The organism is Nocardia miyunensis NBRC 108239, assembly GCF_001613065.1.
In the GTDB taxonomy this organism is placed as follows: Bacteria; Actinomycetota; Actinomycetes; order Mycobacteriales; family Mycobacteriaceae; genus Nocardia; species Nocardia miyunensis.
Window position 1 is genome coordinate 76,896 of sequence record NZ_BDBQ01000052.1, and the last position, 26,322, is coordinate 103,217.

Here is a 26,322-nt window from a genome sequence, read left to right on the forward strand (position 1 = left end):
GGGGCACTCGGGTGACGCGGTGGATCGATGGCAAGAGCGTGGCACGACGCATCCAGGAGCGGGTCGCCCACGACATCGCGACGTCGTTCACCCCGGACACCGCACCGGGACTGGCCACGGTCCTGGTGGGTGAGGATCCGGCGAGCGCGGTGTACGTAGCGAGCAAACGGCGAACAGTGCGCAAGCTGGGCATGCGCGATCTGCACCGGACAGTCCCGTCGAGCGCCTCGCACGAGGAAGTCGCGACGGTCATCGATGCGCTGGCGCAGGATCCTTCGGTGTCCGGAATCCTGCTGCAACTGCCGTTGCCCGACGGGCTGGACGCGGCGGCCCTGATCGATCGGATCCCGATGGTCAAGGACGTCGACGGCCTGACGACGCTCAGCGCGGGATTGCTGGCTCGCGACCAGTTCGGCCTGCGACCGTGCACACCGGCCGGAGTGATCGAGCTGCTGGACTCCGAGGGGGTGACGATCGACGGCGCGAACGCCGTCGTGGTCGGACGCTCGGATCTGGTCGGCAGGCCCATGGCGCAGATGCTGATGAACCGGGACGCGACCGTCACGGTGGCGCACAAGGGCACCGTCGACCTGGCCGCGGTGACCCGCGCGGCCGACGTCCTGGTAGTCGCCACCGGGGTGCGGGGATTGATCGGGCCGGAGCACGTCAAGCCCGGCGCGACGGTGGTCGATGTCGGTATCCACCGGACATCCGAGGGCCTGGTCGGCGACGTGCGCGCCCGGGAACTCGTGGGCCACGCCAAACGACTCACCCCCGTACCGGGTGGAGTCGGTCCGATGACCATCGCGACGCTCATGGCCAACACGGTCAAGGCCGCCGAGTGGGCGCGCGAGCTGAACCACCGATGAAAGGCTGACCCATGGACATGAAGAGGCAACGACGCCTCGGATCCAGGACCGCCCGGCTGGGCGCCGTGATCCCGATGGTGCTCGCGCTGTGCGGGGGCCTGCTCGCGGCCTGCGGTTCCAGCGAGGCCGACGGTCTGACGAGGGTGACCGTCGGTGTCGCCGGCACGATCTTCGACGCGCCGTTGCGGGTGGCCGACGCGAAGGGGTACTTCCGCGCGGCAGGGCTGAAGGTCGAGTTCGTCACCCTGACCTCGTCGCTGGATGCCGCCGCGCTGCAATCGGACTCCGTGCAGTTCCTCAACTACAGCCCGACGACATTCATCAACGCGGTCAACCGGAAGATTCCGCAGCTCGCCGTGTCCGTGGACGGTGCGGGCTCGCCACTGGGCCTCATCGTCAGCACGAAATTCGCACGCGCACACCACCTCACCGCCGATACCCCGCCCGCGGAGGTGGCCAGGGCATTGCGGGGATCGGTCGGCGGCGCGAGTTCGGCCACCACCCAGGGACAGGCAGGCATCTTCCTTCGGGAGTATGGGGTTTCGCCGAATACGGTTCGTTACGCGTCCCTGCCGAGCCCGGCGGCCGACAAGGCGGCTCTGAGCAACAACCGGATCGACTGGTTCGTCACCTCCGAACCCACGCCGTTGGCGGTGCAGGACGACGGTGACGGGGTCGTGGTGGCCGGTCCGGACACGGTGCCCGCGTGGTCGGTGCCCCGGAGCGGGTACGGCCAGATCATCGCGGTGCGGCAGGACTACGCCACCACGAACGCCGAGCTGGTTCGCCGGTTCGTGCGGGCGGTCCAGCAGGGCAGCGCGTACATCCGCGGGCACGAATCCGACGTGGTGAGCATCGTGAAGCAGACGTTCTCCACCATCGCCGATCCGGTCCTGCTGGCGAGCCTGCGGCAGGTGGACTGGCCCGAGACCGGCGCGATGAGCGCCGACGGGTGGAAAACCAGCATGAACTTCATCAAGCAGACGGGCGCGGTTCCCAAGGGTGCCAAGCTTCCGCGAGGCAACTGGACCAACGAGTACCTGCCACGGTGAGACCGCCGCGGATCGAAGCAGGCCGGGCGACGAATCGGGCGAAACTCCCTCAATATCTAAAGTCATTAGATTATCGTGGTGCTGGCGATCGTCGAGCGAGAAGATCGCGGATGAGTAGCGAGCGCCTCGAAGGTGAGGGAATACCATGGCTGCTTCTGTTGTCTCCGCACTGCGCTGGTGGGCACGAACCAAGGGTGAACAGACCGCGCTGATCGTCGCGCAGGACGAGGTCTCCTACTCGGCGTTGGAGTCCTGGAGCAGCCGGTTCGCCCGGCGGCTGGCGGACACCGGCGTCGGCCCCGGCGACCGGGTCGGGCTGCTGGGCGGGAACTCCCTGGACTGGTGCGTGGCCGCACTCGGCATCCTGAAGACCGGCGCGGTCCTGGTACCGCTCAACCCCCGGCTGGTGGCCGCCGAGTTGCGCAAGATCCTCACCGACGCCGACGCGAGGCTCGTCGTCGCCGACCCCGCCGGGCTGCAGGTGATGCCGGCGGTACAAGCGCAGATGCCGGGGCTCGGCACATATCCGCTGACCGGCGTCCCCGAACTCCGCGAAGGCGCGCAAGACCACTTCGTCGTCGACATCGATCCCACGGACCCGTCGATCGTGCTGTTCACCAGCGGCACCACCGGACTGTCCAAGGGCGTCATCTGCACCAACCAGACCCTGCTGAACATCGCTTTCGAGTTCACGCTCACCGAGGAGGGCATGCGGCCGGGCTCGCGCAGCCTGCTCGTGCTGCCGCTGGCCTTCACTCCCGGGCTGGTCACCGGGCTGTGCGTGACGACGTTGCTGGGCGGCACGCTCGTCGTGGAGCCGAGCTTCGACCCGGGCCGCGCGGTGAATCTGTTGCAGCGGCACCGGATCACCACGATCTTCGGGGTCCCGCTGATCTTCGAGGCGATGTCGAAATCGCCCGAATTCGCGCGGGCGGACCTGTCCTCGATCAAGATGGCCATCACCGGCGGGGCCCCGGTCCCGGTGCGGCTGCTCGAGGCGTGGGGCGCGAAAGGCGTTGCGCTGCGGCAGATCTACGGCCTGACCGAAGTGGGCGGTGTCGGGACGAGCACCCGGCCCGAGCACGCCGCCGAACATCCCGACAGCTGCGGCACGGGTTCGATATTCACCGATTTCAAGGTGATCCGCGACGACGGCACCCCGTGTGATCCGGACGAGCCGGGCGAGGTGCTGCTGCGCGGGCCCGGAGTCACGCCGGGCTACTGGCGGGACCCGGAGAACACCGCGCGGGCGCTGCGCGGCGGCTGGCTGTACACCGGCGACCTCGGCGTCGTGGACGCCGAGGGCAGGCTCCGATTCGTGGACCGGATGAAGGATCTGATCATCTCCGGCGGAATCAACATCTCCCCGGTCGAGATCGAGCAGGTGATCAGCGGCCTGGACGGGGTCGAGGAGGTCGCGGTGATCAGCGCCGAGGACGAGAAGTTCGGCGAGACGCCAGCGGCGATCCTGGTCACCACCGGGCAGCACGACCCCCGCGTCGTCATCGAGCACTGCAGCCGCGAGCTGGCCGATTTCAAGGTGCCGCGCTATGTCGTGTTCCGCGACGAGCCGCTCCCCCGGCTACCGTCGGGCAAGCTCGCGAAGGTCGCCATCCGCCGCGAGTACACCGACATCCCCGCGAAGTACGAAAGAGTCCGCTGAGCCGGGCGGGAGTGCGGCACCGACCCTGAACGCAGGCTGAGAAACAGTGGGCGAATCGCGGATAACGGAAGCATCACACTAGCATCGGCGGCCGTGGTCGACACGTTGGTAAGGGCGGACAGGGCGCATGCCGCGGGCGCGAAACCCGGGGCATCGGGTACGTGGCGCGGCACATGGGCCAAGTCGCTAGCCCTCATCGCCGGATTGCTCGGCGCCCTGTGCGCCATCGCGGTACCGCTGCTGCCGGTGCAGGTGGACCACACGACTCTCTCGTGGCCACAACAGGATTCGCCCCGCAGCGTCAACGCGCCGCTGGTCACCTACGCGCCGTTGACCTTCGACGCGACCATCCCGGGCCGGTCGATGACGCAACTGAGCGCACACGGCGGCGTACTGGCCTCGACGCTGCCCGAGGGTGCGCCACAGCTGGAGAAGTACGGGTTCGTCGCGCGCGTGCAGCCCGCGCAGAGCGGCGAGCCCGCCCGGCTCGAGGTCGTGCTGCGAAACCAGTCGCTGCTGAACGTGCCCATCGGCGCGATCGGCGGCGGCACCCTGACGGTGCACGCCGACATGTCCTCGACGAGGGTCACCGTCCACGGATCGGACGTCGAACCGACCGTGCTGCCGCCCGGTGACTGGCGACCGCAGGTCGTCGGCATCTTCAGCGATCTGCCCAAACCCGACGGGGCCGCGGTCGTGGCGCAGGTCGACAGCCGGTTCTCGGTCACGCCGACGTCGGCCAAGCGGGCGGCCGAAGTGCTGGCCGTGGTGTTCACGCTGATCGCGCTGGTGGCGCTGTACCGGCTGGACCGCGGCGACGGCCGGGGCTTGCGGCGTCTGCTGCCGCAGCGGTGGTGGCGGTTCACCGGGGTCGACTTCGTCGTCCTGGGGACCCTGCTGGTGTGGCATTTCATCGGAGCGACCACCTCCGACGACGGCTACCAGTTCGGGATGGCGCGCACCTCGCTGGTATCCGGTTACATGGCCAACTACTTCCGGTTCTTCGGCGTGCCCGAGAACCCGGTCGGCACACCGCCTTACGACATCATCGCGCACATGTCGGAGATCAGCGTCGCGAGTCCGTGGATGCGGCTGCCGACACTGCTCGCGGCCGTGGTCACCTGGCTGGCGCTTAGCCGGGAGGTGATTCCCCGGCTCGGAGCGGCCGTGCGCCACGACCGGGTGGCGGTGTGGACCGGTGCGCTGGCCTTCCTGGCCGTATGGCTGCCCTACAACAACGGGCTGCGGCCCGAACCGGTCGTCGCGGTCTGTGTCCTGCTCACCTGGTGCCTGGTGGAACGCGCCATCGCGACGCACCGGCTGCTGCCGTATGCCCTCGCGATCCTCGTCGGCGCGTTCAGTTTCACCGCGGCCCCGTCGGGGGTGATCTGCCTGGCGCCGCTGCTGGCCGGTCTGCGCTCGGCGGTCGGATTCGGCATACCGAAAGCGCGTGAGCTCGCCGGTGCCCGGGCCGGATCCGCACCACCGCCCGTTGCCTGGATCCGGGCGTACGGGGCGCTGCTGGCGCCGCTGCTCGCGTCCGGAATGCTGGTGCTGGCCTTCGCATTCGCCGTCGAACCACTCTCGGCGATGCAGGAGATGCAGCGTGTGCACAATATCGTCGGACCGTCGGACCCCTGGTACAACGAATACCTGAATTACCAATGGCTGTTCATGCCCTCGGCCGACGGCTCCATTGCCCGCCGGTTCGGCATGGTGGCCATGTGGCTGAGCCTGGCGGTCTGCGTCCTGGTCCTGCTGCGCAAGGGCGGCCGCATCCCGTTCACCGCGGCCGGACCGGCGCGTCGCCTGCTCGGGGTGACGTTCGGGTCGATGGTGCTGATGGCGGTCTGCCCGACGAAATTCACTCACCACAACGGGGTCTACGCCGGTCTGGCCGGATCGGTGGCGGTGCTCACGGCGGTCGCGGTGGGACCTCGGGTGATGCGTTCGCCGCGCAATCGGGCGTTGTTCGCCGCGGTGGTGTCGCTGGCCTTGGCGCAGATCTTCACCAGCGTCAACGAGTGGTGGTGGGTGTCGAGCTTCGGCATCCCGTGGTGGGACCGGTCACCGTCCGTCGACGGCACCGGGTTCAGCGAGATATTCCTGATGATCGCCGCGCTGTGTCTGCTGCTGGCGATCTGGTGGCATGTGCGGGCGCCGAAACCCGGTACGCCGCATCGAGTGTCACCGCGCGCCTGGCGTCTGGCGAAGTTCCCGCCGCTGACGGCGGCCGCGGCCATCCTGGTCGTGTTCCAGGTCGCCTCGTTCGCCGCGGGCGCGCTGAACCAGCATCCGGGATTCTCCCTGGCATCCTCGAATATCCATGCGGCACTGGGCGATCCGTGCGCGCTGGCGGACAAGGTGCTGGTCGAGCCCGACCCCGGCGCTTCGATGATGAAGCCGCTCACGGGCGACGCCTTCACCACGTTCACCGGCGGCGCACACGGTTTCGTGCCGAACGGCGTCGGTGACGTCAGCTCCCCCGACGAGAAGGGCGAGTCGACCAGCATCGCCAAATCCTTCGGAGACAAGTCCGCCACCGAGACCCGCACCGACGCGGCCACCCAAACCGGCGGCGCCCCACTGCCGTACGGCCTCGATTCGACGACCACGCCCGAGCTCGGCACCTACGACCAGCAGGAACCGGCCGACCTGGTCACCGGCTGGTACCGGCTGCCCGATCAGCACGACCACAACGACATCATCTCGATCGCCGCGGCGGGCCGAATCCAGGCCGAGGGCCCCGACGGCCGGCCCGTGGGCGGTGAGCCGGTGCAGATCCAATACGGCACAACCGATTCCGCGACGAGCGCACGCCCGCTGGGAAAGCTGACCCCGATCGATATCGGCCCGGCCCCGTCCTGGCGCGACCTGCGGGTGCCGCTGGATCGAATTCCCGTGCAGGCGAACGTGATTCGCATCATGGCCAAGGATCACAACCTCGACCCGCAACGGTGGGTCGCGCTGACCCCGCCGCGCATCCCGCGCACGCGCACACTCCAGAACTTGGTCGGCTCGACACAGCCCGTGCTCCTGGATTGGGCTGTGGGCCTGCAGTTCCCGTGCCAGCGGCCGTTCGACCACAAGGACGGCATCGCCCAGGTCCCGAGCTGGCGCATTCTGCCCAACCGGCTGGGCGCGCACGACACCACGATGTGGGAGAGCCACGTCGGCGGCGGCCCGCTGGGCTGGAGCCAGCAACTCCTGCGCTCGCAGACCCTGGCCACCTACCTGGAGGACAACTGGGATCAGGACTGGGGTGAGCTGCAACGCCTCACGCCGATCGACCCGTCCGCGGTCCCCGCGAACCCGGCGGTCACCCGGGAGACGCACAGCGGCACGTGGTCACCCGGGCATATCAACACCTGGTAGTCCTTGATCTCGCTCACCGTTTCGCCAAGGATACGGCGAGGCCGAGGAGATGCCACAGGTCGGATCTGGCCGAGGACTACCGCCGCCGCGGCTTCGCCGCCCGGCTCGGGGCCGGTGAACGTCCCGCAGTGCTGGTCGTCGACATCTGCGTCGCTCAGTGCCGTGTTCCTCAAAAGCGGTAGATGAAACGGTGGCGTAAGGTCCTCGGTTTCGGGGCTGGTCGGCCCCAAATCCATGGCCGTGCGCGGGCGTTGAGGGCGGCGGTGGCTCTACGCGCGCACCGGTCGCCACATCACCGTAACGCCCCGGAAATCTGGTGTGCCGATTCGCAATATCGGCGCAACCGGCTGCTCCTAGGGTTACCGCATGGAGAAGGAAGCCGCGGGCACCGGGATTCACATCAGCGGCCTGAGCAAGACGTTTCGAGCGGGGCGGCGCACGGTGTCGGCGCTGGATTCGGTGGACCTGGATACCGAGCAGGGTGCGTTCGCGTCCCTGCTGGGTCCCTCGGGGTGCGGGAAGTCGACGGTGCTGCGCATTCTGGCCGGGCTCGAGACGCCCACGGCCGGTGCGGCCGGTATCAACGGTGCGACACCGGCCGAGCTGCGGCGGCGGCACGGGTTCGGGATCGCGTTCCAGGATTCCGCGCTATTGCCCTGGCGCAGTGTGGAATCCAACATCAAACTCCCGTTACAGGTCGCCGGGCTGCCGGTCGATGCCGCCGCGATCGCCGATCTGATCGCGCTGGTCGGGCTGGAGGGTTTCGAGAAGGCCAAGCCCGCACAACTCAGCGGCGGTATGCGACAACGGGTCTCGATCGCGCGGGCGCTGGTGCTGGAGCCGAGCGTACTGCTGCTCGACGAGCCGTTCGGCGCGCTCGACGATATGACCCGGCAGCGGCTCAACCTCGAACTGCTGCGCATCTGGACCGAGAAACCCGCCACCACGCTGATGGTCACGCACGGTATCGGCGAGGCGGTGTTCCTGTCCGATGTCGTGGCGGTGATGAGCCCCCGGCCGGGCCGGGTCGTGGAGACGGTGAAGATCGACCTGCCGCGCCCCCGGACACCCGACATGATGCGCAGCCCGGACTTCCACGAGCTGCACGACTATCTGTCCGAGCTGCTGTTCGGCCGCGGTGGTCAGGGCGGGATAGAAGCGGAAGCCGAAGCGGCGCTGGATGTTCCGGAGACGGCGCGATGAAGCGCGTCGGCGGGTTGCTCGGGTTGGCGTCGCTGCTCGCGCTGTGGTGGCTGCTGGCCGATCTCGAGGTCGCCGGTGGCACCGTACCGAGCCCGTGGCGCGTGCTGCACACCATGTACACCGATGGCTGGTCGCTGTACGGGCCGAACTTCCGGATCACGGCTTACGGTGCACTGCAAGGGTTTGCGGCGGGCAACGCATTGGCGATCGCGCTGGCGATCCTGGTGATGCTGGTACCGCCGATCGAGTCGCTGGTCACGCAGTTGGCGATACTCAGTTACTGCACACCGCTGCTCGCGCTGGGGCCGATCATTCTCGTCGTATTCGGCGGCCGCACGCCGACGGTCTTCCTCGCCGCCATGTACTGCTTCTTCACCACCATGGTCGGCACGGTGTCGGGCCTGCGCTCGGCCGACCGGACCAGCCTCGATCTGGTGCGAGCCTACGGCGGCGGGCGCTGGCAACGACTGTGGCGCGTGCAGCTCATCGCCGCCCTGCCGAATACCTTGGCGGCGTTGAAGATCGCCGCGCCCTCTGCGGTGCTCGGTGCGATCATCGGTGAATATCTCGGTGGTGTCGACAGCGGTATCGGCGTCGCGCTCACCGCGGCCCAGACGTCCTACAACGTGCCGCGAACCTGGGGCATGGCGCTGGCCGCCGCGGCACTCGCGGGCCTGGGCTACGCGGTGGTCGCCGTGCTGGCGCGGGCGCTCGCGCCGTGGACCGCACGGGAGGCGCGCTCGTGAACATCCTCGTGCGAATCGTGAAATTCCTTCTTCCGCTTGTCATCTCGCTGATTCTGATGCTCGTGATCTGGTACGCGTTCCTGTATGCCTTCCCGCAGGTCGGGCCACGAGTGGGCAAGACACCGGGCGATGTGTGGTCCTATCTGATCACCGGGCCCGACTCCGACACCGCTCGTCACGCGATCCTGTCCGATCTGCGAATCACCCTGAAGGACGCGGCGACCGGGTTCGGCATCGGCATGCTCGCGGCGCTGGCGGCGGCGGCGCTGTTCGTCACACTGCCCGCGGTGGAGCAGTCGTTCATGCCGGTGGCGATGCTGCTGCGGTCGGTACCGTTGGTGGCGCTGTCACCGATCGTCGTGCTGGTCTTCGGTCGCGGGGTTCTCGGAGTGACTGTGCTGGCGGCGATCGTGGTGTTCTTCCCGGCGCTGGTCATGATCATCACCGGTCTGCGCTCGGCCTCCCGGCAGGCGATGGAACTCGTTGCCGCATACGGTGGTTCGCGCTGGACGCGGCTGCGGATGGTCGCGATGCCCGCCGCGCTGCCGGCGGTGTTCGCGGCGGCGCGCATCTCGGTGCCCGGCGCGCTGATCGGTGCGTTGCTGGGCGAATGGCTCGGCAGCGGAACGGGTTTGGGCGCCACCCTGATCCGGGCCATCCCCACGTTCCAGTACAACAAGCTCTGGGCGTGCATCGCGCTGGTGACCATCGTGTCGGTCCTGCTGTACGCGATCGTGGGCGTGCTGGAGAACCTGGTCCTGGCTCGCTTCGGCGCGGAGACCGGCAAGAGCTGACGCGCCGCCGGAATTATCCCGATAGCAAAGTATTCGAAATCGAAGCGCCCTACATTTCCGGCATGACACGCGTGCACGGCCCCTCGTCGGCCCAGAAGCTTTCATCCCTGGACCGTCGGTCCTTCCTCCGCTTTTCCGCGTTCGCCGGCGTCGCGCTCGGCGGCACCGGCGTGCTGGCGGCCTGCGGCAAGAGCTCGTCGTCGGCAGGGAACAACGGCACCACCGCCGACGGGTCGAAATACGGCACCGTCGCGGTCCAGTTGTCGTGGTTGAAGAACATCGAATTCGCCGGTGAGTACTTCGCCGACAGCAAGGGCTACTACCGCGACGCCGGTTTCGGGCACGTCGATCTGATCTCCGGCGGCGCAGCCAGCACCTCGGTGGAGGCGGGCCTGGACACCGGCAAGATCTGGTTGGGCACCTCCGCGCCGCAGACGACCGCGCCCGCGGTTCTGGACGGGCTGAAGGCCAAGATCGTCGGCACCACGTATCAGAAGAACCCGTTCTGCATCGTGAGTTCGGCGGCGAAGCCGATCACCTCACCGGCGGAGATGAAAGGCCGGAAGATCGGTGTGCAGGATACCAATCAGCTGATCTTCGGGGCGTTGCTCGCCGCGAATGGCATGACATCCAGCGACGTCAAGATCGTCCCCGCCCAGTTCGACCCGACGCCGCTGGCCAACGGCGAGGTGGACGGCTGGGTCAGCTATGTGACCAACGAGCCGATCACCCTGGCGGCCAAGGGATTTCCGACCGCGCACTTCCTGTTCGCGGACTTCGGCCTCCCGCTCACCGCCGAAACGCTGACCGTGCGCCAGCAGACCATCGACTCCGAACGAGACAAGTTGAAGGCATTTCTCACCGCGGAGATCAAGGGCTGGAAGGACGCCGTCGCCGACTCGCCGCAAAGCGCCCATCTCGCGGTCGACGTCTACGGCAAGGACCAGCGCCTCGACCTCGCCGAGCAGACCGACGAGGCCAAGGCGCAGAACGATCTCGTCGTCTCCGACGACACCAAGGCCAACGGCCTGTTCTCCATGACCGATCAGCTGATCGCACGAAATATCGAGGCCCTGGCCAAGGCCAAGATCGATATCAAGGCCGAGCAACTGTTCGACCTGTCCATCCTGCGCGAGCTCTACTCCGAACACCCAGAGCTGAAGTAGCGCAGGGGAACTCGCGTCAGCGGGCGGTGCGGGGCGCTCCGATCCCCGGGTCGATTCGCACCGGTCCCGCGGCGGACGGGGTTATCGGAAAGTCGAAGATGGCTGTCGGAATGTACACGGTGGCACAGGAGTTCGGTATGTCGACGACGCCGGAGAAACGTCCTTCGATGGGCGCCGCACCGAGCAGCAGATAGGCCTGCTCCCGGCTGTACCCGAAGTTGGTCAGGTAGTCGATGGCGTGCAGGCAGGCGCGTTCGAATGCCAATTGCGAGTCCAGGTACCGCTGTTCGCCGTCGAGGGTGACCGAGGTTCCGGAGAAGGCCAACCACTCGGAGTACACCGGGCCCTCGTTGCCGGGCAGGAAGACCGCGTTCTCGGTGACGCCGTAGAGCTGCATGCCGTTCTTGATGACATCGACGCGCAGGTCGATGAATCCGCCCATCTCGATCGCACCGCAGAAGGTGATCTCCCCGTCGCCCTGCGAGAAGTGCAGATCGCCGACGGACAGGTTCGCGCCGTCCACGAAGACCGGATAGAAGACGCGGCTGCCGCGCGTGAGGTTCTTGATGTCCTGGTTTCCGCCGTTCTCGCGGGGCGGCGCGGTGCGCGCCGCCTCGGCGGCCACGCGATCGAATTCGGGCCCCGTCAGCGAACCCAGGATCGCGTCACGGGGTTCGGGCGGCAATGCCAGTGGCGGGACCCGCTCGGGGTCGGTGGCGATCAGGGCGGCCTCCCGGGTGTTCCAGGTGCTCAGCAGGTCGGCCGAGGGCGCGGTACCCATCAGGCCGGGATGCATGATCCCGGTGAACTTCACCCCGGGCACGTGCCGGGAGGTGGTGGTGTGCCCGCTGAAATCCCAGATCGCCTTGTAGGCGTCGGGGAAGTGCTCGGTGAGAAATCCGCCGCCGTTGTCGGTGGCGAAGATCCCGGTGTAACCCCAGCCTTGACCGGCCAGCGGGCCGGAGTCCTCCTGCGGGATGGGACCGATGTCGAGGATGTCGACGATCAGCAGGTCGCCCGGTTCGGCGCCCTCGACTGCGAACGGCCCCGACAGGCAGTGCACGGTGCTGAGCGGGGCATTGCGGACATCGTCTGCCGAATCGTCGTTGTGAATCGCCCCGTCGAACCATTCGCGCACATGCACCCGAAACTCGTCGCCGGGCCGGACGGTGACCGCGGCCGGGATGTCGGGATGCCACCGGTTGTGGCCGACGAACTTCTGGTCCGTGAACCGCTTGGACGAATCCAGCGGGTACAGCAACTCGGGCATGAGATACCTCTCTTCGACGTCGGAGCGTAGGAGTCGTCAGGAACGTGGGAGCTTGCGGTGCAAGGGATTTCGGGTGACGCGCGGGCTGCGACGCGGCGGCGGCGCGGCCACGAGCGACGGTTCGGCCGCCGTGCGCGCGGTAGCGTCGAGCAGACGTGTGCCCGCCGAACCGGAACGCAGCAGGACCCCGCCCGAGATACGTCGCCGAGCCTGCCGCCGGCATCGCGGGCACGGCACCGACTCGGGTACCTCGGCCATGGGGTGGCGGCGGTCGAATCCCCCGCACGTCGGACAGGTGAATTCGTAGCTGGGCATCAGCGACCTCCGACTGCCGAGCCATCGCCCGGACCATCATTTTCATTTGAGCATATTTCGTATGGCCACAATCGAATGCGGTCCGTGTCGCAGCCACGAAAACCGATGGTTAAGCTGCCGTTACGAGACTCGCCCCATGTTTCCCGATCATTAATTTTCATATGAATTATAGTCATTTGAAAGTATCGAATATAGCGTCTGTCCTCACCGAGCCCGTGCAGCCAACGGCCTCGAATGCGAGGAGAACGACACCATGACGACAGAACCGACCCCGGTCGCGGCCCCCTCCCGGTGGCGCCGTTTCCAAGATTGGGCCGCTCGCGACGACATCGAGGACTACTCGCTGCGGTACGCGCCGAAGTCCTTCCGCCGCTGGAGTCCGCTGGCGTGCGCGGTCACCGCACTCGGCGGGATCGCCTATCTGGCCGACTATTCCATCGGAGCATCGATCGCCGTGACCCACGGTGCCTCCAGCGCCGTGATCGCGATCCTGGTGGCCGCCGCGACGATCTTCCTGACCGGCGTCCCGATCGCCTACTACGCCGCCAAGTACAACCTGGACATGGATCTGCTGACCCGCGGGGCCGGATTCGGCTACTTCGGGTCCACGCTGACCAGCCTCATCTACGCCAGCTTCTGCTTCATCTTCTTCGCCCTCGAGGGATCGATCATGGCCCAGGCGATGAAGCTGGCGTTCCACATCCCGCTCCCGCTCGGCTACGTCATCGGCTCGCTGCTGATCATTCCGCTTGTGCTGTACGGGATGTCGGCGCTGGCGAAGTTCCAGGTGTGGACACAACCGCTGTGGTTGATCCTGTTCGCGGCGCCGCTGGTGATGATCGCGATCGGCGACCCATCCGGATTCGACGGATTCCTGTCGTGGGCGGGCAACGGCGGCAGCGCACGGGTGACGGCGATCGGCGTCGGCGCGGGCGCCGGAGTCGCGCTGTCACTCATCGCCCAGATCGGGGAGCAGGTCGACTATCTGCGATTCATGCCGGAGAAGTCGGAGACGCCCCGGCTGCGCTGGTGGTCCGCGGTGCTGGCGGCCGGTCCGGGATGGGTGATCCTCGGGGCGGCCAAGCAGCTGTGCGGGGCCTTCCTCGCCTTCTACATCGCGGGACAGGTGGGCTTCACCCGGGCCACCGAGCCGATCGAGCAGTTTCTCGGCGGCTACGGCGCGTTGATCCACAGTCACGCAATGGCTCTGGCCATCGCGACCGTGATGGTGCTGCTGTCACAGATCAAGATCAACGTGACCAACGCGTATTCCGGGTCGCTGTCGTGGTCGAACTTCTTCAGCCGGGTACTGCATGTACATCCCGGCCGGGTGGTCTGGCTGGCACTGCACATCGCGATCGCGCTGGCCCTGATGCTGGGCAACATGTTCACCGTGCTCAACACAATTCTGGGATTCTACTCCAACGTCGCGATCGCCTGGGTGGGCGCGATCGTCGCGGACCTGGTGATCAACAAGGGGATTTTGAAGATCAGCCCGCCGTACATCGAGTTCAAGCGGGCCTATCTGTATCCGATCAATCCGGTCGGATTCGGGTCCATGCTCGCCGGGTCGGTGCTGTCCATTCTCGCCTACTTCGGCGCGTTCGGCAGCCTGCTGGAGGCATGGTCGCCCTATCTCGCGCTGGCCGTTGCCGTCGTGCTGACACCGATCATCGCGATCCTCACGCGCGGCAAATACTATCTGGCGCGGCCGAATCCGCTTCGCGAAGAGATCGAGAAGGAACCGCTGTGGGCCGGGCAGACCCTGCTCGATGTGGTGGACGGCAAGCGGTACGAACTGCCGGACATGGTGCACCACTGCCCCTTCCACGGCGGTGCGGTGTCCTCGCTCACGTGCACACTCACCAAGAATTGCGCCGAACAGTGCCAGTCGTCCTCCTACGCCGACACGGTCGTGGCCGAGGACCTGGGCCTGCAGGCCATGCCCGTGCATGACTGAGATGTCCCGAAACAGGCTGGGGCCGAACATGTTCGGCCCCAGCCCGGCACCGATCAGGAGGTCAGTTCGGCGTGAACGGTGAAATCCAGCCGATCGGCCCCGGCGAGATAGACCGGCTGGGTGGTGTGCACGCCGCGAACCCGGACCTCGCCGCGCGGACCGTGGTAGCCGGCGCCGGCGGCAGTGCGTTCGATGGCGCGCAGATCGAGACTGCGCGCCTGCTCGGCCAGCGACGCGAACAACAGCAGTCCCTCGTAACAGGACTCGCCGATGTTGTTCAACGCGGGAGCCAGTGCCCCGAAACGGCCGGTGTACCGGGCCCCGAAGTCCATCCCCTCCGGCGACACCACACTCTCGAAATAGCCGCAGGCGGTGAACAATCCACGAGTACTGTCGACGCCGCCGGCGTAGAGGACATCCTCACCGATCATCATGCCGAGCCGGACCCGGCGCTCATCGAGACCGGCCGCGGCGAACGCCCGATTGAACGCCGCGCAGTCCGCGCCGACCAGAAACAGCAGCACACCCTGCGCCGCCGAGGACCGGATCAATTCGAGGGCGGCGCCGAAATCCCGCCCGCCCAGGGGGACGAAACTCGCGCCAACCACCTCGATATCCGTATCGGCAGCGAATTCGAGTGTGGCCCTGACTGTTTCGCGGGGCCAGACATAGTCGTTGCCGACGATGCACCAGCGTCGGACGCCGAACTCGGCGCGCATCCACCGCAGCGCGGGAAACAACTGCTGATCCGGGGTCTCCCCCACCATGTACACACCGTCGGAATCCTCACCCCCTTCGTAGAAGGTGGTGTACACATAGGGAATTCGACCGGCCGTCCGCGGGGTGATCACCTTGCGCGCATTCGACAGATGCCAGCCGACGACGCCATCGATCACCCCCTGGCCGATCATCCGGTCGATCTGGGCGGCCACCGCAGGCAAGGGCGCCGCGGCGTCGATCGGATGCAACCGCACCGGCCGATCCAGGATGCCGCCCGCGGCGTTGATGTCCTCGATCGCGAGCTCTGCCGACGCCTCGCACGACGGCCCGAACATTCCCGCCGAGCCGCTCAGCGGCACCGCCAGCGCGAGATCCACCGACTCACGACGATCACGAAGGCTCCGAACGGTCATGGCAACCACCACCGTAATACTTGCAACTGAAAATGACTCATACGGCGCTGTATAGTGCTGATTGTGGAGGATAGTACCGCCCTCGCCGGGCTGGACGAGCTTGCCCGACTGTTGCGACGGGTATCACAGGAACTGGACAAGACTGTCGCCACCTGCTTGGGCGAGGCGTCCCCCGGGCGCTGGCACGTACTCAACGCCGTCAGCGACGGTCAGGGCCGCTCGATGTCGCAACTGGCCGAGGTCACGCAACTCAACGCCGCCACGCTCACCCGCCTGATCGACGCCATGATCGCCGACAACCTGGTGCATCGCAACGTCGACGCCGCCGACCGGCGCAGAGTCCTGGTGTATCCGACCCGGCGCGGTCAGCTCACGCACAAGGTCATGAATCAGGCGCTCGCCGACAGTGGCATTTCCTCGATCACCATCGGTAGTGAACAGGTCACACAATTGCTGACAGCTCTGATGGATCGTATCCGGGTGACCGATCCGCTGCCGCTGTAGCCGTCATCCGACCGACCCCCGGATGAGAAATACCTTTGTTACACGGCCGACATTACGACGCCGACTCCATGCGAGATAGTTTCATCCGATGACATCCGGCGAGGTTCGCCGGAGCCAGCGGAAGGGCGACTCTCATGCGTCATGGAGATATCGGCTCGAGTCCCGACACGGTCGGGGTCGCGGTGATCAACTACAAGATTCCCCGGCTGCACACCAGAGCCGACGTGATCGATAACGCGAAGAAGATCGCCGACATGGTGGTCGGAATCAAAACCGGCCTGCCCGGCATGGACCTCATAATATTCCCGGAATATTCGACGATGGGAATAATGTACGACCGGGAAGAAATGTACGCGACCGCGGCCACGGTGCCCGGCGAGGAGACGGAGATCTTCGCTGCCGCGTGCCGGAAGGCCAAGACATGGGGTGTGTTCTCCCTGACCGGCGAACGGCACGAGGAGCATCCGGACAAGGCGCCTTACAACACCCTCGTCCTCATCGACGACGAAGGCCGAATCGTCCAGAAGTACCGGAAAGTTCTGCCCTGGAATCCGATCGAAGGCTGGTACCCCGGCGGGGAGACCTACGTCAGCGACGGCCCGAAGGGCATGAAACTCTCATTGATCGTGTGCGACGACGGGAACTATCCGGAGATCTGGCGGGACTGCGCCATGAAGGGCGCCGAACTGATCGTTCGCTGTCAGGGCTACATGTACCCGGCGAAGGATCAGCAGATACTGATGGCCAAGGCGATGGCGTGGGCGAACAACTGCTATGTGGCAGTGGCCAACTGCTCCGGGTTCGACGGCGTCTACACCTACTTCGGCCACTCGTCGATCATCGGCTTCGACGGACGCACCCTCGGCGAGACCGGCACGGAAGAGTACGGAATCCAATACGCACAATTGTCGATTCCCGAAATACGCGCCGCCCGTCGATACGATCAGGCGCAGAACCATCTGTTCAAACTGCTGCACCGCGGCTATACCGGGGTCTGGAATTCCGGCGACGGCGACAAGGGCATCGCCGAATGCCCCTTCGACTTCTACAAGACCTGGGTGAACGATGCGAAAAAGGCTCAGGAGCAGGTCGAGGCGATCACACGGGAAACTATCGGTGTAGCCGAATGCCCGGTCTACGACCTACCTTACGAAAAGACGTAATTCCCGTCACGCGAATCCGTGTGTCGTGAAACGGGGCCGCCCGCCCGGTACCCGTCGCGCGGCACGAACCGCCCGGTCGGGCCGGGATCGTGGAATCCGTTGTCGTCGAGTACGACTCGGCCGCGGGCGACGACGATCTGCGGCCATCCGCGCAACTCGTGCCCGTCGAACGGGGAGAAGTCCGTGCCCATGTGCAGCTCCGCCGCGGCGACGGCGCGGGTTCGGTCCGGGTCGAAGACGACGAGGTCCGCGTCGTAGCCGACGGTGATGCGCCCTTTGCCGGGCAGACCGTTGATTCGGGCCGGGGCCGCCGAGAAGACCTCGACGAACCGCTGGAGCACGGCGGGATCAGACGGTGCGCCCAGTGCGTCGGACAGCGTCGTGAAGGTGACCGGCATCCGCGTCTCGACCCCGGGCAGGCCGTGCGGCATATGCCGGACGTCGTCGCTACGCTCGCGCTTCTGCGCCAGGTCGTAGCAGGAATGATCGCTGGCGATCGTATCGACCGCCCCGATGGCGAACCTTTTCCGCAGCGCCGCAACGGTTTGCGGTGATCGCATCGGCGGGCAGCAGGCGAACCACTCCGGGAATTCGGCGGAGTAGACGCGCTCGTCGAGCGCCAGATAGTGCGGGCACGTCTCGGAGTGCACGTCGAGCCCACGGGCCCGCGCCGCACCGACCAGATCGACCGCGCCCGGCGTCGACTGATGGACGAAATACACTGCCGCACCGGTATATTCGGCCACGGCGAGCACTTCACGCACGGACGCCTCCTCGGCGAGTTCCGGGCGGGTTCGATGCAGATGCCGGATTCCGGCAGTGCCAGCGGCGGCGTGACGCTCGGTGCAGTCGACGATCATCGCGTCGTGCTCGGCGTGGACGTAGGTCAGTCCGTCCAGCCGGACCATCTCCCGCATGACCTTCAGCACCGTGTCGTCGTCGGCCATCGTGGTCCCGCGATTGGTGGTGTACACCTTCACCGACCGGATGCCGAGGTCCGCCAGCTCCGCAAGCTGATCGGGAACCGTTGTGTCCCAGTCGATCACGCACGCGTGCAGCGCGACATCGCACCGCGCCCGCCGGGCCAGTTCGAGCTTGGCGCGGGCCGCGGCGAGCGGGGTCTCGGTGCGGTCGCGGGGTATGCCGAAGTCCATGATCGTGGTCGTGCCGCCCCACAGCGCCGCACGGGAGGTGAGTTCGTAGTCGTCGAGAGTGCGGTAGCGGCCGGTGATCTGGGCTACGTGGCAGTGGCCGTCGACGCCGCCGGGGATGACGACCCGGCCCGCCGCATCGATGACCCGCGTGGCCGCCGGAACCGGTTCCGCGGCGTCGAGGACCGCCGCGATCCGCCCGCGATCCACGACGATGTGCGCGGGCCGGATATGCGTCGCGTCGACAGCGAGCCCATGGGCGACAACGAGATCCGGCATGCGATCCGTGGTCACAGTGCCACCGTCGCGGCGATCCGGGCCCACTCGGACACTCCCTGACGCTCGGTCCCGCCCAGGACGCGTGAGCACGGCCGACGGCGGTCCACGCACATCATCGCCCCGTTCACGGGTGGCGGCCCAGTCAAGTGCACTCGTCGCACGACAACCTCCGTCGCAATCAGTTTTGGTATGCCAAAGCATGCCCAGCGGAGTTCATCGGGTCAAGATTTCTTGGTATACCTTAATCAGGGATTAACACGTTTTCACCGGTGAATAACTGCTATGAAGCGTTTGTCACGGCCGTCGCCACCACCCGAGCACGAACAACCCAGCGTTGCGGAATCACTTTGGTATACCGTGATATCGACGCGACGGGGCGATACCGATATTCGACCGATGAGGTGATCAGGCTATGACAACGGCCCTCGAATGGACGCGATTGCGCGACGAGGTCTGCGAGCAGTTGCGGGATCGGATCATCGCCGGGCAGTTCCAGCCGGGATACCGGCTCGTGGAACGCGATCTCGCCGAGCAGTTCGGGGTGTCGCGGATTCCGGTCCGGGAGGCGATCCAGACGCTGATCACCGAGGGCTTCGTGGAGGTGCTGTCCCCGCGCAAGATCGTGGTGAAGCGAGTTTCCCGGCGTGATGTCGAGGAACTGTTCGGCGTCCGGGAGGCACTGGAGACATACGCGGCCCGCGAGGCCACCCTGCGGGCCGACAAAGCAGAGCTGCGCACGCTGAAAAACCTGGTCGAGAAGGCCCGGAGGGCGACTCTGTCCGGCCATCCCGACCGGATCAGCCGGGCCAACGCCGAATTCCACCGGCACATCATCGATATGGCCGGCAATCGGCTGCTGGCCGAACTGCTGCGGCCGCTGGAAGGGCGGCTGCGATGGCTGTTCCAGCAGATCGAGGACCCGGGACAGCTGTGGTGCGAACACCGGGCGCTGTACGAGGCGATCGCCTCGGGCGACGCGGACATCGCGGCCGACCACGCGCTGCGCCATGTGCGGGAGAATCGGGCGATCGCGCTGCACGTACTATTCGGCAATGACCGGGTGCCCTGAGCCCCTGGGGATTTCACCCGACGACGTGGACAGCGGCGGGCCGGTGCACGTTTCAGAGTCTTCCGGCCTCGTCCAGGATCCCGTGAATCGCATCGATCGAGACGTCCAGGGATTTGCGGTCCGTTCCACTCCACTCACGCTCGCTCAGGCTGTGCACCGAGAGCCACCCCGCCATGACTCCGTCGCGCACGACCGGACCGAGCATCTGCGCCCGCACGCCGTAGACGTCGCGAAGCGCGGTCGGCGGCTGCGGATCGTCGCGGAAATCGTTCTGCACCAACGGTTCACGATGCCGTTCCAGCCATTGGACCGTGTTCAGCCGACGCTGGTCGAGCGAGGCGTCCCGCCGTATCGAACGCACCCCGTCGCGCAATGCTTCCGCCGCGGTGAGATCGACCCGCAATCCGCGCTCGGGCAGATCGATGCGCAAGGTGGTTCGGTCGGCTCCGGTCGCATCGCGTAGCGCCTCGACCGTGCGCTGGAATTCGTTGCGCAAGTTGCCGGACCACAGCAGATCACCCCAGCCGGGCACCGCGGCCCCGGTGGACCGCAGGGTCCGCCAGAGCGTCGCGGTGACGCTGTCGAACACCGGAATGCCCAACTCGGCCTCGGCGCTCGCGGCAACGGCCGCGCCGAAGACGTTCGTGCACACCACCGCGACCGCGTGCGCGTCGGGAGTTCCCGCGGCCGTGACCATCCGCCGCACCCGGTCCTGCGGAACCTCGGCGAACGCGGCATTGTCGGTGAGACCGAGGTGTTCGCTTGCGACACAGTCGATTCCCTCGTCCCGATACACCGCGCGTATCCGTTCGGTCACCTCGGCCGTATAGGGCACGGCGAGACCGAGACTCGTGACGCCGTAGGCGCGGCAGGCGTCCAGTAGCGCCGAAGTCGATGTGATGACCTCGATTCCGGTCGCGTTCGCGAGCGCGGCGCACAGCGCGCGGTCGTGGTCGATGCCCAGCCATGAGCCCGCGGTGCCGTTCCAGGCGATGATGTCGACGCCCGCGTCGGCCAGGGACCGGGCGGCCGCCAGCATCGGCTCGATCGCGAACTGACTCGCCGCGGCCGAGTCGAGTCCGATCCGCGTGACCGGCACCCGGGCGAAATGCGCCGACACCCCGTCGTTTTCGGACAGCATCCGATAGGTCGCCGGTTCCAGGCAGGTGTTCGACGAGGGGACGATCATTCCGACTCGATGCACGTGTCACTCCTTCAGATGTCGACCGGATCCTCGCACCGAGTTTGGTATGCCAAATCGCCCCGCCTGTTACACGCACGTTCTCAGTCTGTTTCTACTGAAAACGGCACGTTAAGTTTGGTATGCCAAATTCCCCGCGATACTCCTCGGCTGACTATGTAAACACAGGTAGATCGCCATTTTCTCGATGACAGCACCGCAGGGAGAAGCGGTTGACATCCGGCACGCCGACCCCGAATCTCTGTGCTGTCCGGCTATTTGGAATACCAAAGAGGCCGGAGGCGTCCCCTCTCTTCCGTTGGAGCAGTCATGTCCGAAAACTCCCACGAGCCGCACCTCGAACTGGCCGAGGAATACGAGCACGAGCCCGTCCCCGATACGGCCCGCCGCAGCACGCTGTCCATCGCCGCGGTCTGGTTCGGCTTCCCGATGAACCTGGGCAACGCGGTCTTCGGCGGCGTGATCGTCTACAACCTCGGCATCGCCGCGGGCCTTGCCGCGCTGCTGCTGGGCAACCTCATCCTGTTCGCCTACGTCGGCGCGCTGAGCTACATCGCCGGGCGCACCGGCAAGAGCTTCTCGCAACAGGCCGCGGCCACCTTCGGCAGCACCGGACGCCGGATCGCCACGGCCTTCCTCGCCACCGTCGTCATCGGCTGGTTCTCCTTCCAGATCGGGCTCACGGGAACGACTTTGCGCGATGCGCTGGGCTGGCCCGCGCTGGCGGCAGCGGCGGTCGGATGTGTGCTGTACACCCTGGTGACCATCGTCGGCATCCGGGCCCTCTCGTGGCTCGGCATGGTCGCCGCGCCGCTGTTCGTGGTGCTGGCCGTCGTCGCGCTGTGTTTCGGCGCATCCGGAAACGGGCTGTCCGTACATCAGGTGCTCGGCTATCACGGCGGCGGCACGGCGCTGTCGTTCGGAGCGGCGGTCAGCATCGTGGTGGCCGGATTCGCCGACTCCGGAACCATGACAGCCGATTTCACGCGCTGGGCCAAGAGCGGCCGCGCCGGTGTCGGGGCGACCTTCTGGGCCTTCCCGGTGTCGAACTTCATCGCCTACGCCATCGGCGGACTGGTCGTCGCGGTCGGCGGATCGGCGCATCCGGCCACCGACGGCGGCGGCTTCCTGGGCCTGCTGACCGGGCACAGCGCGCTGCTGACCATCGTCGCGGTCGCGTTCGTGTACATCAACCTCGGATCGGTGGCCTCGCACTGCCTGTACAACGGCGCGCTCGGCTGGTCCGGCATCACCCGCCTCGGAATGCGCCCGGTCGCACTGATTCTCGGAGTGGTCGGCCTGGTCACCGCGCTCACGGGGGTGTGGAGTCATTTCCTGGACTGGCTCAACCTGCTCGGCATCTTCGTGCCGCCGATCGGCGCGGTGCTGATCGTCGACCAGTTGGCGCTGCGTCGCGCGATCGGACGAGAGTCTCTGCGCCCCACCGCTTTCGCCGCGTGGGCGCTGGGCGCCGCGGCCGCCACCGCGGCGCATTATCTGATGCCGGGCTCGGTCGATGCGGTGGTCGGCATCGCTGCCGCCGGACTGGTGTACACCGCGATGGAGAAGCTGCGCCGGCCCCGGACCGTCTCCGCGATGGTCACCGAAACCCAGGCGGCACAGGCATGATCGGCGCGCGGACCACACAACCGAGTGCCGCGGAGCTGGTCCAGCAGCTCGCCGCCGGTGCGCTGTCCCCGGTCGAGATCATCGAGGAAGCCCTGGGACGGCTCACCGAGTCGGACCCGGAACTGCACGCATTCTGCACTCCCACACCCGAAATCGCCCGCACCCGGGCCCGGCAGCTGGAGCGGGACCTGCGCGCCGGAACGGCCGGGCCGCTGGCCGGAATCCCGTACGCGGTGAAGGATCTGATCTGTACCAAAGGCATTCGAACCACCTCGGGTTCAGTGGTGTACGCCGATTTCGTGCCCGAGGAAGACGACATCTGCGTCGAGCGGCTGGACCGCGCCGGTGCGATCAGCCTGGGCAAGACCAACGCCAGCGAATTCGGTTACAGCGCAACGGGAACCAATCCGCTATTTCCCACCACCCGCAACCCGTGGGATCTTTCGCGCACCCCTGGTGGATCCAGCGCGGGATCGGCTGCCGCGGTGGCGGCGGGCATCGTCCCGTTCGCGCTCGGCAGCGACGGCGGCGGCTCGATCCGCATCCCGGCCGCGCTCACCGGGACGGTCGGATTCAAACCCTCGATGGGGCGCGTGCCGGTGTATCCGGGCTGCCGCGACGAGCGTTACCCGGGCGTCTCGGGATGGGAGAGCATCGAACACATCGGCCCGATCGCGCGCACCGTGGGTGACGTCGCCCTGGCGATGACCGTGCTGGCCGGACCCGACCCGCGCGACCGGCACACGCTGCCCGCCGGGGACGTCGGCTGGCAGGCCGCCGTCCGCGATCCGGACGTACGCGGGTTGCGCATCGGCTACAGCGCCGACTTCGGTTATCTCGCCGTCGATCCGGAGGTGCGCGCGGCCGCGGACCGCGCCGCCGCCGCTTTCGAATCCGAACTCGGCTGTGCGGTAACGGCATTCGTGCCCGACTGGGAGAATCCGGCGCAGCACTTCACGGCACTGATCATGGCCGAGACCGACCTGGTGGGCATGCGCGCCCTGCTGCCCGAATTCCGGGAACGCATGTCACCACACCTGGTCGCCATGCTCGAAACCGGCTGGACCGCAGAGGATTTCACTCGGGCGAACCTGATGCGCAAGACCGTCGCGAACCGGATGGCCCGAATCATGACCCGCTTCGACCTGCTGCTCACACCCACCGCGGCCGTCCCCGCCTTCCCGCTGGACATCGAGGGCCCCACCGAAGTCGACGGCCGCGCGGTGTCACCCACCGCCTGGCAAGGCTTCACCCCGATAGCCAACCTCACCGGCCAGCCAGCGATCAGCATGCCGGCGGGCACGACCGCCACGGGCCTGCCCGTCGGCATCCAGCTCATCGGCCGGCACCTCGACGACGCCACAGTGCTGCGCGCGGCAGCCGCCTACGAGCGGATCAGCTGATCCACCCGAACCGATCTCCTGGGACACCACCGAAACCGCACCGGGTGTGTCGGCCCTCCTCCGGCGAATACACCGACTTGGCTACCGCACCCGGCCGGTTCGCGAGCAGCCTCGTGGTTCTTCACCGCGACGCCGTCACCGCGTTGATGCCGGTCCGGATGACCGCACACCGATTCCGGCAGGTCACTCGGCGACATGCGCCGCCCTGACGGTTTCGTGTCGGTGGGTCTGGGTAGCGTCCTGTGCTGTGGAAACCGGGGAACGAATCCAAGAGCTCGCGGACCGGGTCGTGGCGCTGCGTGATGCCTACTACCAGGGCTCGCCGCTGGTCGCCGACGCCGAGTACGACGCGATCGAGGACGAGTTGCGCGGGTTGATCGAATCGCGCCCCGATCTGGCGCCCGACCCGAATCCGCTCGAACGGGTCGGTGCGCCCGCGGCGCTGCACGCGCCGATCCGGCACTCACGTCCGATGCTCTCGCTCGAGAAGGCCACCAAACCCGAGCAGGTCGCGGCCTTCTTCGATCGCTTCGGCGGTCAGTCGGTGGTGGTGATGCCCAAGCTCGACGGGCTGTCGCTGGCCCTGGTGTACGAGGACGGGCAACTGGTGCGTGCGGTGACTCGCGGTGACGGCACCACCGGTGACGACGTGACCATGCTGGTCCGCGCCCTGATCGACGGCGTCCCGAGCCGGATCGCCGTCCCGGGACGGGTGGAGGTGCGCGGCGAGGCGGTGATGCTGCGCTCGACCTTCCTGGCCTACAACACCGCGCATCCGGACAAGCCGCTGATCAATCCGCGCAACGCCGCGGCGGGCACGCTGCGCGCCAAGGACCCGGCCACGGTCGCCGAACGCCGCCTCCAGTTCTTCGGCTTCGACCTGGACACCTCCGCCGAGAACACATCGGTCGACCTCGAGGAAGGGTTGCGAGCCCTGGGAATCGCGGGCGCGCAGATGCGGTTGTGCGCGGACGCCGAGCAGGCCCAGGCCGCGATCACCGCGATCGAACAGGGCCGCAACGAACTGGATTACGACATCGACGGCGCCGTGCTGCGCCTGGCCGATCGCGACGCCTACGCCGCGGCGGGGACGCGCTCGAACTCCCCGCGCGGCGCGCTGGCATTCAAGTTCGCCGCCGAGGAGAAGACCACACTGCTGGCCGAGGTGGTCTGGGACGTGGGCAAAACCGGCAAGATCGTCCCGGTCGCCTGGCTGGAACCGGTGTTCGTCGGCGGCACCACGGTCACCAAGGCCACCCTGGCCAACCAGCAGGTGATCCGCGCCCGCGACATCAAGATCGGCGACACCGTACTGGTCCGCCGCGCCGGCGATGTGATCCCGTTCGTCGCGGGCGTGCTCGACGCCGCACGGCGCACGGGCGCCGAACGCGAGATCGTGCCACCCACGGTCTGCCCCTCGTGCGGACAACCGGTCACCGAGCAGGGCAACAGCCGAGAACTGTTCTGCACCAACGTTTCCTGTCCCGCCCAGACCGTCCGCAGACTCATTCACTGGGCATCCCGGGCCGCCGCCGACATCGACGCCATCGGCCAGGTGTGGATCGAACGCCTCGCCGAGGCGGGCATCCTCGAACACCCGTCCGACTTCTATACACTCACCGCCGAACGCCTGCTCGAATTCGATCGCATCGGCGAGGTCTCGGCCACCCGCATGATCGACTCCATCGACGCCAGCCGCCGGGTCGGCCTGCGCCGCGCACTGATCGGCCTGGCGATCCCGATGGCCTCCGACGGGACCGCCGCCCGCCTGGCCCGAGCCGGATTCCGCACCCTCGAGGAAGTCGCCGACGCGGACGAGGAGCAGCTCGTCGCGGTGGAGGACATCGGACCGAAGGTCGCGGCCTCCCTCATCGAAAACCTCACCCGCCTGCGCCCGGAACTCGAACGACTGCGGCAGGCAGGCGTCAGCCTGGATGTCCGCGAGGAGGACCTTCCCCCCGTCGTCGCGGCGGGAGCACCCCTGGAAGGCAAAACAGTGGTGATCACCGGCGCCATCAACGACCCCCGCTCCGGCGAGAAGGTCGCCCGCCCGACATTCCAGCGCCTCTGCGAAAAGGCCGGTGCCACAACCGCATCGTCGGTCTCGGCCAACACCGACCTACTCATCACCGGCGCAGGAGTCGGCGACAGCAAGCTCACCAAGGCAGAGAAACTCGGCGTCGAAGTCATCGACCAGAACGAGATCTGGAATCTGTTGATCACCGCCAACGTCATCTGACCGCGCCGTACTCGCTCCCGCGTTCGAATTCGCCGATCGTGCTTCTCCGGCCGGACTGCCACCTGTACTCTCGATGCTGTGCCGAAGCCGCCCGGTCCCGGACGAGGATGGCGATGAGCACCGCGGACCTGTCGCGTT

Annotated in this window: 20 protein-coding genes; 15 read left to right on the forward strand and 5 right to left on the reverse strand. The window is 67.1% G+C overall.

The window, feature by feature from the left end; all coding sequences use genetic code 11:
- Nucleotides 1-11: 11 nt before the first annotated feature.
- The 8 genes from NM2_RS22950 (at nt 12) to NM2_RS22985 (ending at nt 10,868) form a co-directional block, all read left to right on the forward strand.
- On the forward strand, nt 12-869 hold the full coding sequence (locus NM2_RS22950; protein ID WP_067672481.1) for a bifunctional 5,10-methylenetetrahydrofolate dehydrogenase/5,10-methenyltetrahydrofolate cyclohydrolase: 858 nt from the start codon (nt 12-14) through the stop codon (nt 867-869).
- Nucleotides 870-880: 11 nt separating this feature from the next.
- On the forward strand, nt 881-1,921 hold the full coding sequence (locus NM2_RS22955) for an ABC transporter substrate-binding protein (RefSeq protein ID WP_157121250.1): 1,041 nt from the start codon (nt 881-883) through the stop codon (nt 1,919-1,921).
- A gap of 145 nt (nt 1,922-2,066) precedes the next feature.
- The gene (locus NM2_RS22960; RefSeq protein WP_067672484.1) at nt 2,067-3,584 is read left to right on the forward strand and encodes a class I adenylate-forming enzyme family protein; all 1,518 of its coding nucleotides are present in this window, start codon (nt 2,067-2,069) and stop codon (nt 3,582-3,584) included.
- A 93-nt stretch (nt 3,585-3,677) separates the two neighbouring features.
- Nucleotides 3,678-6,959, forward strand: coding sequence for an arabinosyltransferase domain-containing protein (locus NM2_RS22965; RefSeq protein WP_067672487.1), 3,282 nt, complete (start codon nt 3,678-3,680; stop codon nt 6,957-6,959).
- A gap of 366 nt (nt 6,960-7,325) precedes the next feature.
- Complete coding sequence (locus NM2_RS22970) at nt 7,326-8,162, forward strand: ABC transporter ATP-binding protein (protein ID WP_067672490.1); 837 nt, start codon at nt 7,326-7,328, stop codon at nt 8,160-8,162.
- Nucleotides 8,159-8,908, forward strand: a complete 750-nt coding sequence (locus tag NM2_RS22975) for an ABC transporter permease (RefSeq protein ID WP_067672493.1) — start codon at nt 8,159-8,161, stop codon at nt 8,906-8,908. Before NM2_RS22970 ends, NM2_RS22975 begins: the two co-directional genes overlap by 4 nt.
- On the forward strand, nt 8,905-9,702 hold the full coding sequence (locus NM2_RS22980; RefSeq protein ID WP_067672613.1) for an ABC transporter permease: 798 nt from the start codon (nt 8,905-8,907) through the stop codon (nt 9,700-9,702). Before NM2_RS22975 ends, NM2_RS22980 begins: the two co-directional genes overlap by 4 nt.
- A gap of 62 nt (nt 9,703-9,764) precedes the next feature.
- Nucleotides 9,765-10,868 (forward strand): ABC transporter substrate-binding protein, encoded by a 1,104-nt coding sequence (locus NM2_RS22985; RefSeq protein WP_067672496.1) that lies wholly within the window; start codon nt 9,765-9,767, stop codon nt 10,866-10,868.
- A 16-nt stretch (nt 10,869-10,884) separates the two neighbouring features.
- Here the strand turns inward: NM2_RS22985 and fmdA are convergent, their stop codons facing one another.
- Together fmdA and NM2_RS22995 are read right to left on the reverse strand one after the other, a co-directional pair.
- Nucleotides 10,885-12,138 carry a formamidase gene (gene fmdA, locus NM2_RS22990; RefSeq protein ID WP_067672499.1) on the reverse strand — a complete coding sequence of 418 codons (1,254 nt, stop codon included), beginning with the start codon at nt 12,136-12,138 and terminating at the stop codon, nt 10,885-10,887.
- 36 nt (nt 12,139-12,174) lie between these two features.
- The gene (locus NM2_RS22995; RefSeq protein ID WP_067672502.1) at nt 12,175-12,453 is read right to left on the reverse strand and encodes an FmdB family zinc ribbon protein; all 279 of its coding nucleotides are present in this window, start codon (nt 12,451-12,453) and stop codon (nt 12,175-12,177) included.
- 253 nt (nt 12,454-12,706) lie between these two features.
- On the opposite strand from NM2_RS22995, the gene NM2_RS23000 reads away from it, so the two are divergent.
- Nucleotides 12,707-14,413 carry a purine-cytosine permease family protein gene (locus NM2_RS23000; RefSeq protein ID WP_067672505.1) on the forward strand — a complete coding sequence of 569 codons (1,707 nt, stop codon included), beginning with the start codon at nt 12,707-12,709 and terminating at the stop codon, nt 14,411-14,413.
- 53 nt (nt 14,414-14,466) lie between these two features.
- On the opposite strand, the gene NM2_RS23005 is transcribed toward NM2_RS23000, so the two are convergent.
- Nucleotides 14,467-15,546, reverse strand: coding sequence for a substrate-binding domain-containing protein (locus tag NM2_RS23005; protein WP_067672508.1), 1,080 nt, complete (start codon nt 15,544-15,546; stop codon nt 14,467-14,469).
- Between the two features lie 63 nt (nt 15,547-15,609).
- On the opposite strand from NM2_RS23005, the gene NM2_RS23010 reads away from it, so the two are divergent.
- Both NM2_RS23010 and NM2_RS23015 read left to right on the forward strand, forming a co-directional pair.
- A complete protein-coding gene (locus NM2_RS23010; RefSeq protein WP_169816225.1) occupies nt 15,610-16,050 on the forward strand; it encodes a MarR family winged helix-turn-helix transcriptional regulator in 441 nt (146 codons plus the stop codon).
- A 134-nt stretch (nt 16,051-16,184) separates the two neighbouring features.
- Nucleotides 16,185-17,213 carry an aliphatic amidase gene (locus tag NM2_RS23015; RefSeq protein ID WP_067672511.1) on the forward strand — a complete coding sequence of 343 codons (1,029 nt, stop codon included), beginning with the start codon at nt 16,185-16,187 and terminating at the stop codon, nt 17,211-17,213.
- Here the strand turns inward: NM2_RS23015 and NM2_RS23020 are convergent.
- Entirely contained in the window at nt 17,198-18,658 is a 1,461-nt protein-coding gene (locus NM2_RS23020; RefSeq protein ID WP_245718171.1) for a dihydroorotase, read from the reverse strand. The genes NM2_RS23015 and NM2_RS23020 overlap by 16 nt on opposite strands.
- Before the next feature lie 397 nt (nt 18,659-19,055).
- Here NM2_RS23020 and NM2_RS23025 point away from each other — a divergent pair, with 397 nt between their 5' ends.
- The gene (locus NM2_RS23025; protein WP_067672514.1) at nt 19,056-19,712 is read left to right on the forward strand and encodes a GntR family transcriptional regulator; all 657 of its coding nucleotides are present in this window, start codon (nt 19,056-19,058) and stop codon (nt 19,710-19,712) included.
- A gap of 52 nt (nt 19,713-19,764) precedes the next feature.
- Here the strand turns inward: NM2_RS23025 and NM2_RS23030 are convergent, their stop codons facing one another.
- On the reverse strand, nt 19,765-20,916 hold the full coding sequence (locus NM2_RS23030) for an aspartate racemase/maleate isomerase family protein (protein ID WP_067672517.1): 1,152 nt from the start codon (nt 20,914-20,916) through the stop codon (nt 19,765-19,767).
- 306 nt (nt 20,917-21,222) lie between these two features.
- Here NM2_RS23030 and NM2_RS23035 point away from each other — a divergent pair, with 306 nt between their 5' ends.
- The 3 genes from NM2_RS23035 to ligA all read left to right on the forward strand — a co-directional run bounded on the left by NM2_RS23035 (nt 21,223) and on the right by ligA (nt 26,184).
- Nucleotides 21,223-22,542 carry a purine-cytosine permease family protein gene (locus NM2_RS23035; protein ID WP_067672520.1) on the forward strand — a complete coding sequence of 440 codons (1,320 nt, stop codon included), beginning with the start codon at nt 21,223-21,225 and terminating at the stop codon, nt 22,540-22,542.
- Nucleotides 22,539-23,945, forward strand: a complete 1,407-nt coding sequence (locus NM2_RS23040; protein ID WP_067672524.1) for an amidase — start codon at nt 22,539-22,541, stop codon at nt 23,943-23,945. The genes NM2_RS23035 and NM2_RS23040 overlap by 4 nt, the downstream gene beginning before the upstream one ends.
- Before the next feature lie 247 nt (nt 23,946-24,192).
- A complete protein-coding gene (ligA, locus tag NM2_RS23045; protein WP_067672528.1) occupies nt 24,193-26,184 on the forward strand; it encodes an NAD-dependent DNA ligase LigA in 1,992 nt (663 codons plus the stop codon).
- Nucleotides 26,185-26,322 lie beyond the last annotated feature (138 nt).